Annotated in this window: 11 protein-coding genes; 4 read left to right on the top strand and 7 right to left on the bottom strand. The window is 60.4% G+C overall.

Translation table 11 applies throughout. The annotated features are described in order from the left end of the window. Positions 1-4 precede the first annotated feature (4 nt). Positions 5-1,507 (bottom strand): replicative DNA helicase, encoded by a 1,503-nt coding sequence (locus ACST81_RS16715; RefSeq protein WP_438749280.1) that lies wholly within the window; start codon positions 1,505-1,507, stop codon positions 5-7. Between the two features lie 349 nt (positions 1,508-1,856). Here ACST81_RS16715 and ACST81_RS16710 point away from each other — a divergent pair, with 349 nt between their 5' ends. From ACST81_RS16710 to ACST81_RS16700, 3 genes are read left to right on the top strand one after another with little or no spacing between them, the layout of a single operon-like run. Next, positions 1,857-2,300, top strand: coding sequence for a MarR family winged helix-turn-helix transcriptional regulator (locus ACST81_RS16710; RefSeq protein WP_438749279.1), 444 nt, complete (start codon positions 1,857-1,859; stop codon positions 2,298-2,300). A gap of 7 nt (positions 2,301-2,307) precedes the next feature. Next, a complete protein-coding gene (locus ACST81_RS16705) occupies positions 2,308-3,981 on the top strand; it encodes an MFS transporter (RefSeq protein ID WP_438749278.1) in 1,674 nt (557 codons plus the stop codon). A gap of 13 nt (positions 3,982-3,994) precedes the next feature. Further along, on the top strand, positions 3,995-5,050 hold the full coding sequence (locus ACST81_RS16700) for an HlyD family secretion protein (RefSeq protein ID WP_438749277.1): 1,056 nt from the start codon (positions 3,995-3,997) through the stop codon (positions 5,048-5,050). 70 nt (positions 5,051-5,120) lie between these two features. Here the strand turns inward: ACST81_RS16700 and rplI are convergent, their stop codons facing one another. The 5 genes from rplI to ACST81_RS16675 all read right to left on the bottom strand — a co-directional run bounded on the left by rplI (position 5,121) and on the right by ACST81_RS16675 (position 9,959). Beyond that, positions 5,121-5,696 carry a 50S ribosomal protein L9 gene (rplI, locus tag ACST81_RS16695; RefSeq protein ID WP_438749276.1) on the bottom strand — a complete coding sequence of 192 codons (576 nt, stop codon included), beginning with the start codon at positions 5,694-5,696 and terminating at the stop codon, positions 5,121-5,123. A 25-nt stretch (positions 5,697-5,721) separates the two neighbouring features. Further along, on the bottom strand, positions 5,722-6,699 hold the full coding sequence (locus tag ACST81_RS16690) for a DUF2232 domain-containing protein (protein WP_438749275.1): 978 nt from the start codon (positions 6,697-6,699) through the stop codon (positions 5,722-5,724). A gap of 249 nt (positions 6,700-6,948) precedes the next feature. After that, positions 6,949-7,197 (bottom strand): 30S ribosomal protein S18, encoded by a 249-nt coding sequence (rpsR, locus tag ACST81_RS16685; RefSeq protein WP_037107250.1) that lies wholly within the window; start codon positions 7,195-7,197, stop codon positions 6,949-6,951. A gap of 12 nt (positions 7,198-7,209) precedes the next feature. After that, entirely contained in the window at positions 7,210-7,653 is a 444-nt protein-coding gene (gene rpsF / locus ACST81_RS16680) for a 30S ribosomal protein S6 (RefSeq protein WP_438749274.1), read from the bottom strand. 308 nt (positions 7,654-7,961) lie between these two features. After that, positions 7,962-9,959: a putative bifunctional diguanylate cyclase/phosphodiesterase gene (locus ACST81_RS16675; RefSeq protein WP_438749273.1), complete on the bottom strand. Its 1,998-nt coding sequence runs from the start codon at positions 9,957-9,959 to the stop codon at positions 7,962-7,964. Positions 9,960-10,266: 307 nt separating this feature from the next. On the opposite strand from ACST81_RS16675, the gene ACST81_RS16670 reads away from it, so the two are divergent. Continuing rightward, entirely contained in the window at positions 10,267-11,310 is a 1,044-nt protein-coding gene (locus ACST81_RS16670) for a class I SAM-dependent methyltransferase (RefSeq protein ID WP_438749272.1), read from the top strand. 91 nt (positions 11,311-11,401) lie between these two features. Here the strand turns inward: ACST81_RS16670 and ACST81_RS16665 are convergent, their stop codons facing one another. Beyond that, positions 11,402-12,445, bottom strand: coding sequence for an aldo/keto reductase (locus ACST81_RS16665; protein WP_438749271.1), 1,044 nt, complete (start codon positions 12,443-12,445; stop codon positions 11,402-11,404). Positions 12,446-12,604 lie beyond the last annotated feature (159 nt).

The raw sequence follows: 12,604 nt of genomic DNA, 5'->3' as shown, positions 1-12,604 counted from the left end.
CCGCTCAATGTTCCTCGTATTGCGTGAAGCTCGGGTCGGCGAGATCCGTAAAACGGGTGAATTCCGACTGGAAGGCGAGTTTGACCGTGCCGGTTGGTCCGTGACGCTGTTTGGCGATGATGACGTCGGCGGTACCCTTCACCTTTTCGAAGGTCTGCTTCCATTCTTCGTATTTCGGGTCGAATTCGTCACGCGGCTCCATGTTCTTCACATAGTATTCCTCGCGGAACACGAAGAGCACAACGTCGGCGTCCTGCTCGATCGAGCCGGATTCACGAAGGTCGGAGAGCTGCGGCCGCTTGTCTTCACGGCTTTCCACCTGGCGCGACAGCTGGGAGAGTGCGATGATCGGAACGTTCAGTTCCTTGCCGAGCGCCTTCAGGCCGGTGGTGATCTGGGTGATTTCCTGCACGCGGTTGTCGCTTGATTTGCCCGAGCCGGTCATCAGCTGGATATAGTCCACCACGAGGCAATCGAGGCCACGCTGGCGCTTGAGGCGGCGGGCGCGGGCGGAAAGCTGGGCGATCGAAATACCACCGGTCTGGTCGATATAGAGCGGCACCTTCTGCATCATCTGGGAACAGGCGACGAGCTTCTCGAAATCGTGCTCGGAAATTTCACCGCGGCGGATTTTCGAGGAGGAGACTTCCGTCTGCTCGGAAATGATACGGGTCGCGAGTTGTTCGGACGACATTTCGAGCGAGTAGAAGCCTACGACGCCGCCGTTCCTCGCCTTGAACGAACCGTCCGCCTGAACCTCGGGCTCGTATGCTGCCGCGATATTGTAGGCGATGTTGGTCGCAAGCGACGTCTTGCCCATGCCGGGACGTCCTGCAAGCACGATCAAGTCGGAGCGCTGCAGTCCGCCCATGCGGGCGTCCAGGGACATGATACCGCTGGAAATGCCTGACAGATGTCCGTCACGTTCGAAGGCCTGGCCGGCCATGTCGATCGCCAGCGCCACGGCGTCGTTGAAAGCCTGGAAGCCGCCGTCGTAGCGGCCGGTTTCGGCGAGTTCGAACAGACGACGTTCGGCATCCTCGATCTGGCTCTGCGGCGGCATGTCGAGCGGTGCGTCATAGGCGATATTGACCATGTCCTCGCCGATGGTGATCAGCGAACGGCGCAGCGCGAGATCGTAGATCGCCCGGCCATAGTCTTCCGCATTGATGATCGAGACGGCTTCCGAGGCGAGACGCGCCAGATATTGCGCCACCGTCAGATCGCCGACCTTTTCATCCGCCTTCAGGAAGGTCTTGATCGTCACCGGATTGGCCGTCTTGCCCATGCGGATGATGTCGCCGGCCACTTCGAAGATCTTGCGATGCAGCGGCTCATTGAGATGGACAGGCTTCAGGAAGTCCGAGACGCGGTAAAAGGCGTCGTTGTTGACGAGGATTGCACCCAACAGCGCCTGTTCGGCTTCAAGGTTGTTCGGCGCTTCGCGATATTGCGCTTCCGTCTGGTCCTTGGCGATGGGGGCTAGTCTGCGCGCGATCTCGTTCATGGCGTTCCGTCTCTGTCTCAGGTGGCTGTGCCATCGTGTGCGACCCGCAAAGCCGATGGTCAAGAGCGTTACATCGATAGTTTCCGATGCATCGCGTCTCGCGGTCTGCCTTCACCGTTGTTCACAGGGGCTGTCGGAATAACACGGATATTCCGCCAATGCAGGCTTTAACTCTTGACCGGCTTCTGCGCGAATCGCGTTCCGGCTGCCTTTCCCGCCATCCTAATCCGCCTTGCCGCCCTTCACACGATTTTTTGCCTCCGCCGAGGGCATGGGTTGAAAATCCCACCGGTAGCGGCTAGATAGGGTGAAAATAATTAGCACACTACTAATATGGAAAAGGTATGAAATGCTGAATACCGCCGTCAATCGTGAACTGTTCGATGCGCTGTCCTCGGTGAACCGCAAGCTGCGGGCGCTGTTCGATGCGCGGGTGAAGGAGAGGGGGCTGACCCTGTCGCGTGCCCGCGCCCTGTTTGCGCTCTCCCGGCGCGACGGTCTCAACCAGCGCGAACTGGCCGAGGAACTCGGCATCGAGACACCGACCATCGTGCGCCTGCTCGACGGCATGGAAAAGCAGGGCTTCATCGAACGCCGGGTCGAAGCAAGCGACCGGCGCGCCAAGCAGATCCACATGACCGCGTACGGCCGAAGCATCGCCGATGAGATTGACAAACTCGCCTGCGAAATCCGCGAGCAGGTGCTGGGTGGTGTCGATGCAAGAGACAAGGCGACGGCCCTGCAGGTCATTGGTATGATGACGGGCAATATCCTCGCCATCACCAGGGAATGACCGGGAGATGAGTGTCGCGGTTTATGGAAATGCGATCGACGACCGCGATGCCGACGCGGCGCCGGTTGCCGTTGCGGTGCCGGAACCCGCATCGCCACCGCCCGTGCCGATGACACCGGCGAGAGCCGCGATCTATATGGCCTCTTCGGTCCTGCTGTTTTTGACGCAGGGCCTCGGCATGAACCTCCTCAACGCCAATATCTACCAGCTGCAGGGCTCGCTCTCGGCGACGACGACGGAAATCGCCTGGCTGTCGGCGGCCTATATGGCGCCTTACGCCTCCATGTCGATCGCGCTGTTCAAGATCCGGTCGCAATTCGGCCTGCGGCCCTTCGCCGAACTCAGCATCATCTGCTTCGTCATCGCCTCGATCCTCAACCTGTTCGTCTCCGACCTGCATTCGGCAATCGTCGTCCGCTTCCTCAGCGGCATGGCGGCCGCACCTCTATCGACGCTCGGCTTCCTCTACATGCTCGAGGCCTTCCCTCCGGCGCGAAAGCTGTCGCTGGGCCTCAGCCTCGCGCTCCTGAACACGACGCTGTCGGCTCCGCTCGCCCGGATCATCTCGCCGTCGCTGATGGAACTCGGCGGCTGGCATGCGCTCTATACGTTCGAGATGGGGTTGGCGCTGATTGCCCTGCCGGTCGTCTATCTTCTGCCTTTGACCGCTCCGCCGCGCGCCAAGGTCATCCAGAAGATGGATATCCTCAGCTACCTGCTGCTTGCCACCGGCTTCGGCTGCCTGGCGGTGTTCCTGACGCTGGGGCGGCTCTACTGGTGGTTCGAGGCGCCGTGGCTCGGCCTCCTGCTGGCCTGCTCGATCACCGCCCTGACGGTGATGGTGGTTATCGAGCTGCCGCGCAAGATGCCTCTGATCGACATGCGCTGGCTGTTCACCCGCGAGAACATGCACATGGCCGGCATTCTCCTGCTCTTCCGGGTCGTCAGCTCCGAGCAGACGACGACGGCCGCGAATTTCTACATGCAGCTCGGCCTGCTCAACGAGCAGACCCAGACGATGTATTCGATCATTCTCCTGGCCTCGATCGCCGGTGGGCTGGTCTGTGCCGTGCTGATGATGACGCGGTATGTCGAAACGGCGCATGTGCTGGCGCTGGTGCTGATTGCCGCCGGCGCCTTTCTCGACAGCCAGTCCACCAGCCTGACAAGGCCGGAACAGATGTATTTCAGCCAGTCGATGGTCGCGGCCGGTGCTGCGATGTTCCTGCCCCCGGTCATGTCCAAGGGGTTTGCCGCGGTGCTGGCGAAGGGCGTCCCCTACATCGTCAATTTCCTGGTGATCTTCCTCTTCACCCAGAGCATCGGCGCGCTCTGCGCCCAGGCTGCGCTCGGCACCTTCGTCACCATCCGCGAGAAGTTTCATTCCAGTGTGCTGGTCGAGCACATTCTTCTCACCAATCCCTTTGTCGCCCAGCGTGTCTCCCAGCTCTCTGGCTCTTACGGCAAGGTCATCACCGACAAGGCGCTCCTCGACGCCGAGGGCCTACAGTTGCTTGGCCAACAGATAACGCGCGAAGCCAATATCCTTGCCTATAACGACGCTTTCCTCGTCATTTTCATCGCTTCGTCCATCGGCCTTGCCCTGTTGCTTGGGCATCTCGCCTGGTCGAGGCTGATCCGGCCGGTGATCGACGTCCCGGCTGCCGCCACATCCTCCTGACAGGTCTTGTTCCATGCTGAAGTCACTTCACTCCCCCGCAACTGTCCTGACGCTTCTCGCTGGTCTCACCGGCGTGTTGCTCGTCCTCTACGCCTGGCGCCTGCCGCCCTTTGCAACGACGGTCGAGATGACCGACAACGCCTATATCCGCGGTTATGTCACGATCGTCAGCCCGCAGCTCTCAGGCTATGTCTCGAAAGTCGCCGTAAAGGATTACGAGGCGGTCAAGGCGGGGCAGGTACTGGTACAGATCGACGACCGAACCTACGCCCAGAAACTGGCCCAGGCGCAGGGAGCGCTTGATACGCAAAAGGCGTCACTCGCCAATTCGCACCAGCAGGAACTTGCGGGAAAAGCGAGCATCGCGGCAAGCGAAGCCCAGCGCGATAGCGCCAACGCCACCTATACAAGGGCACAGCAGGCCTGGGAGCGTGTCAAGCCGCTGGCTGAAAAGGGGATTGCCACCTCCGTCGATGTCGATACAGCGCAGGCGACACTCGAGCAGGCAAAAGCTGGTGTCGATCAGGCGACGGCGACCATCGAAGTGTCACGCCAGAATCTCGCCACCACAATCGGTTCGCGCGCCGGGCTGGAGGCTGCGGTGCGCAGCGCGGAGGCAGCGGTCCAACTGGCTCAGATCGATCTCGACAATACGACAATCACCGCGCCCCAGGACGGCAAGCTCGGCGAAGTCGGCGCGCGGCTCGGTCAATATGTGACGGCCGGCACGCAACTGATGGCGATCGTGCCGAAGGATGTCTGGATCATCGCCAATTTCAAGGAAACCCAGCTGGACGGAATGAAGATCGGCCAGCCGGTCGTGTTTACCGTCGATGCGCTGAACAAGGCGGAACTGAAAGGCCATGTCGAGCGGTTTTCGCCCGCGGCCGGTTCCGAGTTCAGCGTCATCCGCGCCGACAATGCGACCGGCAATTTCACCAAGGTCGCACAGCGGGTCGGTGTGCGCATTTCGATCGATGCCGGTCAGCCACTGGCTGATATGCTGGCGCCCGGCATGTCAGTGGAGGTACGGATCGACAAGGCCGCCGATCCGCAGGCCGTGAACTGATTTTTCCGACCCAAAATGCAAGAAAGCCCGCGATGGTCGCGGGCTTTCCTGTCTCGAATAAACGAAAGGCTTATTCGTCTTCGCCGTCGAATTCAGCTTCCGGGTTGAAGAAGTCTTCCGGCTTCAGGGCATCTTCGTCAACGCCGTAGATGGCGTCGGCCGAGGTCAGGCTTTCGCCCTTGAGCTGGCGTTCTGCTTCGTCGGCCGAACGGGCAACGTTCATCTGAACCTTGATTTCGACTTCCGAATGCAGGTGCAGGACGACGTCGTGCAGGCCGATGGTCTTGATCGGGTTGTTCAGATCGACCTGGTTGCGGCCGATGTTGAAGCCTTCGGCAGCCAGAACTTCAACGATGTCGCGGGCCGCGACCGAACCGTAGAGCTGACCGGTTTCGCCAGCCGAACGGACGACGATGAAGGACTTGCCGTCGAGCTTGTCAGCAACGGACTGGGCTTCGGACTTGCGCTCGAGGTTGCGGGCTTCGAGCGTTGCGCGCTCGGATTCGAAACGCTTCTTGTTGGCGTCGTTGGCGCGCAGGGCCTTGCCGAGCGGCAGCAGGTAGTTGCGGGCAAAGCCGTCACGAACCTTGACGGTTTCGCCCATCTGGCCGAGCTTGGCAACGCGTTCGAGAAGAATGACTTGCATTGGTTTGATCCTTTCAGGTGTCAGTTCAGAGGTCTTTTGTTTCAGTCTCAGGTGTTTTCCCTGTCGATGACAGCGCGATAGCGCGCCGCGTGTCCATCAGACCCGACAGGAGAAAGAAGAATGCCGGGATCGTGAAGATCAGAACCGACATATAGCCAAGCCACAGCACCGGAAGCCGCCAGGCCTTCCCGCGTGTGCGAAAGTGAAAAACAGCAAAGCCGGCCAGCAGGAACCCTGCGCCGAACGTGCCGCAAACGAGCGCGCCGACGATCGCCGGCAGGCCGCCCATGAAGGCGAGCAGCAGGCCGCCGAGAAAGGCGAAGATCGACAGGCGATGCATGCGCAGCGTCGAGGGCATGTCCTCGCGCGGACGCAGGTTCTTGCCCGAGGTCTGGACGATGCGTGTCGCGATATAATAGGCGGCAAACAGCATCAGCACCCAGACGGCGCCCTGCGCCAGCGGCAGGCCGATGGTGAACAGCGCCTTGAACTGGGCGACCGACGCCGGATCCGGATTGTAGAGCGGATCCCGCGCCTTGAAGGCCTGCAGCACCATGTCGATCATCGTGTCGGACATGGTGGTGTCGTAACCGATGATAACGCCGATGATGATCATGCCGATCGTCACCAGGATGGCGAGATGCGTGAGGATGTCCGAGAGCGGATACCAGGCAAGCGCGCCTTCCGGTCCGCCGAGTTCCGACGCGGGTCGCGCCAGATTGGCGAGGTGGCTGATCCACGCAGCGGGGATCAGCGTGATGACGGCAATCAGCAGCGCGAACCAGGGAGAGACGATGACGGCGCCGATGAGGCTTGCGACCACGACGGAAACGATTGTTGCGGCATTCCCCCAGCCGAGGCCGGCGATGAGAATGGGAAGAGCGGAGGCGGCGTAGAGCACGATCGCAAACAACGACTGCGTATTCGCGCCCAGCGAGAGCAGGGCGGCGGTCACGCCGGCGAGGGCGCCGGTCAGCAGCGATGTTGCATTCAGTGTCGTCACGGTCGCTGTCCTGCTTATCAAGCAGTTAGAGGCGCTTCTTGAATCAAGAACCAGGCCCCAACATGGGTTTTAGCGCATCTGCGCCGGTGTTTCCGATCCACGCCCAACGCGGAAGGGAGCAGGTGAGGCGACGCCGTTGCATTCGCCTCACCCTGAGTCAGCCTACGCAGAGTCAGCTGACCTGCGTAGAGTCATGTATTCCAGATTGCATATGCCTTTCCTTGGAGCGGGCTCCAAGGGGACATGCAATTAGGACATGACGTAGGGCAGGAGGCCGAGGAAGCGGGCACGCTTGATGGCCTGGGCCAGTTCGCGCTGCTTCTTCTGGGAAACTGCCGTGATACGCGAAGGGACGATCTTGCCGCGCTCGGAAATGTAGCGCTGCAGCAGACGGATGTCCTTGTAGTCGATCTTCGGAGCGTTGGCGCCGGAGAAGGGGCAGGTCTTGCGACGGCGGTGGAACGGGCGGCGTGCCGGAGCGGACAGAGTATCAGCCATGGTCTTTTCTCCTTATGCCCGGTCTTCGCGCGGACGGCGCGGACGGTCTTCACGGTCACCACGCGGCGGGCGGTCGCCGAATTCGCGGCGCGGGCCACGGTCGTCGCCATCGCGGCGCGGACGGTCGTCGCGGTCGCGCTTCTGCATCATGGCGGACGGGCCGTCTTCATGCTTCTCGACAGCGATGGTCATGTAACGAAGCACGTCTTCGTTGATGCGCATCTGACGCTCGACTTCGTGAACGGCCGGTGCCGGAGCATCGATGTCCATCAGAACGTAGTGAGCCTTGCGGTTCTTGTTGATGCGGTACGTCAGGGACTTGAGGCCCCAGTTTTCGACGCGCCCGACCTTACCGCCGTTAGCTTCCAGCACACCCTTGTACTGTTCGACGAGAGCGTCGACCTGCTGAGCGGAGATATCCTGCCGGGCAAGGAATACATGTTCATAAAGAGCCATGAGGCTTTGCCTTTCTTGCGTTAATCGTCACCCGATATCCGGCGGCTAAGCCTCAACGACTGTTCTATTGGCTCATGCGAGCGGGCAAGAAAGTGTTGTTTCGAGACGGTCGAGAGCGGAGACACGGGAGGCTGGACCCCTTTAGGTCCGGACAGGTCTCTTAAGGGAAACCGGCCCTCCGTTCAGCCACCAGCCAGAAGACCGGGTGTTGCGAACAGCGCGCTTATACGCATTTTCGGCTTGGAAGCAAGGGTGATCGGGAAATTTAGGTGGAAAGCCGCCCGGCGTGGCGACCGTCCGTCCGGTTCTCATGCCGGCCGGACGAGACGGTTCGGGCGCGTATCGTTGACCGAGGTGGCGCGGAACGTGTCGGCGGGGGCAGGGCGGCCGACATGGAAGCCCTGGACCTGGTCGATGCCGAATTCGCGCATCAGTTTCAGCTGTTCGTCGGTCTCGACGCCCTCGACCAGGATCTTGTGGCCACGGTTGCGCACCAGGCCGATAATGTCCCGCAGCATGGCCTTGCCGCGCGGGCTGCTGGTATCGTGCAGGAAGGAGCGGTCGATCTTGACGGTGTCGAAATCGATCAGGCGCAGCCAGGACAGGCCGGCAAAGCCCGTGCCGAAATCATCGAGCCAGATGCGGATGCCGAGTGTCTTCAGGTCGCTGATGCAGCGCAGGATGTCCGAATGCATCTCCATTTCGAGGCCTTCGGTGATTTCGAAGGCGAGCCGGTTGCCGGCCACCTGCGTCTCGCCGAGGATGGCGGCGACCGATGCGGCAAAACCAGGCGTCTTCAGCTGGATCGGCGAAACATTGACGCTGACGACCTTGACCTCGCTGTCGAGCAGGAGTTCGCGGCAGGCGGTGCGGATCGCCCAGCGGCCGAGTTCGAGGATCGCGCCGGTGCGCTCCGCGATTGGAATGAACATGCCCGGCGTCACCGGCGTGCCGTCAAGCATACGCAGGCGCATCAGCGCCTCGAAGGCCTCGAGCTTTCCGGTCGCTGCGTTCTGGATGGGCTGGTAGACGAGCGACACAAGGTTCTGGGCAATGGCGATCTTCAGGAGCGCCGCGACATTTTCGCTCTCGTCGCTGGTCTGTGGATCGTTCGGATCGAACAGCTTGGCGCAGTTCCTGCCACTGGCCTTGGCGCTGTAGAGCGCGCGGTCGGCGTCGTGAATGATCTTCTCGAGCTTGGAGCCGGCATTGCTGCGGGTATAGGCTGCGCCGACGCTGACGGTGACGATCGAGACGCCATCCCGGCGCTGTTCGTGCACCAGTTCCATGTCGAAGACGGTCCGGCAGATCAGGTTGGCAAGCGCTGACACTTGGTCATGCGAGTCGAGCTGGGCGATGACGATGAATTCTTCGCCGCCAAAGCGCCCGATCGAACCGTTATAGGGCTGGATGGCCTTTTTCAGTGCGTTCGAGACGAGGACGAGGCAGCGATCGCCTTCCTGATGGCCGTAGCAGTCATTGTATCGCTTGAAGAAATCGACATCGATCAGGATGGCGGCGAAATTGCTGCCCGATTTCTGCCAGTCGTTCCAATAGTCACGCAGGCGCTGGTCGACGGCACGGCGGTTGTCGAGACCGGTCAGCGGATCTGTGTTGGAAAGCCGCAGCAAAGCGTCACCCCGATCCGACGCCTCTTTCTGCTGGTAACGGGCTTCGAGCGCGTTGAGGAAGACATTGTAGCGTTCACGGTTGAGCTTCCAGTTGATATAGGAACTGAACAGGAAGCAGGAAATGCAGAACGCGCTGAAGGTCATCTTGTAGAACAGAGCTTCCTGAGGGAAGGTCTGCAGCGCGGCCAGGAACAGCACCACGATGATGCCGGACGCGATGACCGACAGACGGAACTTGAAGCTGAAGAACAGGTTGACGCTCAGCATGAAGATCGCGCCGAAGACCATGTAATAGGACATGGTCAGCGTGTCCGCTGTCATCAGCGCGGCAGGCAGCCAGCCGCCATAGGCGAAAACCAGCGCTACCGCGCAGGTTCGGTCAATCGCGTCGGCGCCGGCGTCCCGATAAATCTGCCATTCCATCACCGAGAGCATGATCGCGGAAATGATGAAGCGGGCTGCGACCGTGTAAGCGGCAACGTCGCGGATCAGCAGAATGTCCGTCAGCGAGAACAACAGATAGATCGTGACCGAAATCCACAACCCACGACGCGTATCCTGCCGGCGCGCGACCTCACCCTCCTCAGCGTAGAGCCGGCGCAGTTCCTCCGACGGGAGGCGCTGCGGCTCGTTATGAAGATCGATCTCTACGACGTCAGCCAATGTGTGCTTCATGCACCAAATCCATTGCTTGATGGTTCTTTCGAGCTTGAGGTCACTTCCAGGTTGGCGTTGCCCATGCGCGAAGGCGCGTACCTGATCGGGCGTTCTGCCTATCAGGAAAGCGCAGCATTCCAGAGCAGATTAAGGGAAGTGCATTAAGTTTGTCTGAATTCGGGGCTACTCGCGATTACCTGTGTCCCAAATAAACCGATGGTTTCAAGCGCAATTAACCATATCGCGCGATAGTCGCGATTTCGTGTTGGAGATCATTACAATTTTAAGCATATTGTTAAGTGTGTTTTAACGGATGGTTTCAGCATTGACCCAAGCTCAGATTGTTTTCGACGGCGAAAGCCTGATCACCCCCAAGGCTATCAACAGTGAACTGGCGTCGGCACGGGCCGACCTGCATTATGATCAGGTCGCCACGGGCAGGGCGGAACTGGCTATCATTCTCAAGATCGCCCAGCAGCAGATCCAGGAAGACTTGGAGCCGGCAAAGATCATCCATCGGCTGATCGCCTCGCTGAACGCCACCCGCGCCAAGTACCATCCCAATGTCTGGCAGGAACTGATCCCGATCGTTCAGAACCATCCGGTCGCCGATTATTTTCATCAGGACCCCTTCACGCGCTGGTCCTTCGTCAAGCCGCGCGGCTATTCCGGCGACGCGCATCTGATCGACTTCATCTACGGCCATGCAAGCGTCGCAGAAGAAGTCGCCAATGCCTCGCCGCTCGGCCGCACGCTTTTTGAATATACCCGCAATTCGCCATCGCCGGTCGCGGTCCGCGAGCGCCGTGACCTGCTGACCAAGCATGTCGATGCCATCGCGGCCGAGAAGGGGCCGGGTACGGAAATCCTGACGGTGGCCGCCGGCCATCTGCGCGAAGCCGATCGCTCCATCGCGCTGAAGAACGGCGGTATCAAGCGCTGGGTGGCGCTGGACCAGGATCCGCAGAGCGTCGGCTCGATGACCCGCGATTTTCAGGGCACCTGCATCGAGGCGATCGATGGTTCCGTGCGTGGTCTGCTGACCAAGTCGCATAAGGTCGGCACGTTCGACTTCATCTATGCGGCCGGTCTTTATGACTATCTGGCCGACAAGGTGGCGATCAAGCTGACGCAGACTTGCCTGGACATGCTGAAGCCGAACGGCTCCTTCCTGTTCGCCAACTTCTCCCGCGAGGTGCCCGACGACGGCTACATGGAGACGTTCATGAACTGGGCCCTGCTTTTGCGCTCCGAAGCCGACATGTGGAACATCATCCATGCCAGCGCTCCGAAGGACAAGTTCTCGGCAAGCGTCGAGTTCGGCGCCAACGGCACTATCGTCTATGGCATGATCCGCAAGCTGTCCTGATCAGGCAGCAGCAGCTCCAAAAGTAAAAGGCCACGGTCCGAAGAGATCGTGGCCTTTTACCATTCGTGTCAGCGTGACCCGTGCCGACTGGTCAGATCGGTGCCGGATACATCTTGTGCAGATTGGCGATGCCGGCCAGCACCTCTGCCGAGAGCTTCACGTCCTTGGCGCCGATATTCGTCTTCAACTGTTGCATGTTAGTGGCACCGATGATGACCGAGGTCATGAATGGCCGCGTCAGGCTGAAGGCGATCTGCATCTGGGCAAGGTCGAGGCCGTGCGCCTTGGCAAGCTTCGCATAGGCGGCGACGGCTGGTTCCTGATATTCGGTGTAACGGCCGCCGAGATCACCGTTGATGCTCAGGCGTGATCCTTCGGGTTTTGCACCGTTCAGGTACTTCCCGGTCATCAGGCCGGCGGCGAGCGGCGAATAGGCGAGCAGACCGACATGCTCATGGTGGGCGATTTCCGACAGGTCGAGATCGAACTGGCGGTAGAGGAAGTTATATTCGTTTTGAATCGAGGCGAGACGCGGGAGACCATGTTTCTCGGCGATCGACAGCATCGTCATGACGCCCCACGCCGTGTCGTTGGACAGGCCGATGGCGCGGACCTTGCCTTCCTTGACGAAATCGCCCAGCGCCTCGAGAATGGCCAGCAGTTCCTCCGGCACGGCCTTCCTGTCCTGTCCGGACGGATCGTAGGTCCAGGAGTTGCGAAAGCCGTAATGTCCGCGGTTGGGCCAATGCATCTGGTAGAGATCGACATAGTCGGTCTGCAGGCGCTTCAGGCTGGTTTCGAGCGCCTCGCGCATCGTCTTCGGGCTTGCCGGCGTGCCGTTGCGAATATAGGGGCGGCCGGGGCCGGAGACCTTGGTGGCGACGACGATATCGTCCCGCTTGCCGCTCGCTTTCAGCCAAGTGCCGATATAATCTTCCGTCAGACCGCGCGTTTCAGGACCGGCGGGCGTCACGGGATAGAGCTCGGCGGTGTCGAAGAAGTTGACGCCCTGTTCCACGGCATAGCTCATCTGCTCATGGGCTTCCGCTTCGGAGTTCTGCGTTCCCCAGGTCATGGTTCCCAGGCAGATTTCGGAAACCTGGATGCCGGTGCGGCCGAGTGTCTTGTATTTCATGTCATGTGCCTCAAATTGGTTCGGCGGCGAATGTAAGGGCTGCTTGCTGCGGCGCAAGAGGAAAGCATGCCGTGGTTCACAAAGAATGTGCGGCGGGGCTCAAGCCTTGACTTGAGACACAGGAATGTGAATGGAAAGGAAAATGCGGCCTGCCTTCAG

The organism is Pararhizobium sp. O133 (assembly GCF_051669845.1).
GTDB lineage: Bacteria > Pseudomonadota > Alphaproteobacteria > Rhizobiales > Rhizobiaceae > Pararhizobium.
This window is presented reverse-complemented; position numbering and strand designations above follow the sequence as displayed.

Coding starts and splice junctions, on each gene's coding strand:
- ACST81_RS16715 (WP_438749280.1), bottom strand. CDS start 1,507: ATGAACGAGATCGCGCGCAGACTAGCCCCCATCGCCAAGGACCAGACG.
- ACST81_RS16710 (WP_438749279.1), top strand. CDS start 1,857: ATGCTGAATACCGCCGTCAATCGTGAACTGTTCGATGCGCTGTCCTCG.
- ACST81_RS16705 (WP_438749278.1), top strand. CDS start 2,308: ATGAGTGTCGCGGTTTATGGAAATGCGATCGACGACCGCGATGCCGAC.
- ACST81_RS16700 (WP_438749277.1), top strand. CDS start 3,995: ATGCTGAAGTCACTTCACTCCCCCGCAACTGTCCTGACGCTTCTCGCT.
- rplI (WP_438749276.1), bottom strand. CDS start 5,696: ATGCAAGTCATTCTTCTCGAACGCGTTGCCAAGCTCGGCCAGATGGGC.
- rpsR (WP_037107250.1), bottom strand. CDS start 7,197: ATGGCTGATACTCTGTCCGCTCCGGCACGCCGCCCGTTCCACCGCCGT.
- rpsF (WP_438749274.1), bottom strand. CDS start 7,653: ATGGCTCTTTATGAACATGTATTCCTTGCCCGGCAGGATATCTCCGCT.
- ACST81_RS16675 (WP_438749273.1), bottom strand. CDS start 9,959: ATGAAGCACACATTGGCTGACGTCGTAGAGATCGATCTTCATAACGAG.
- ACST81_RS16665 (WP_438749271.1), bottom strand. CDS start 12,445: ATGAAATACAAGACACTCGGCCGCACCGGCATCCAGGTTTCCGAAATC.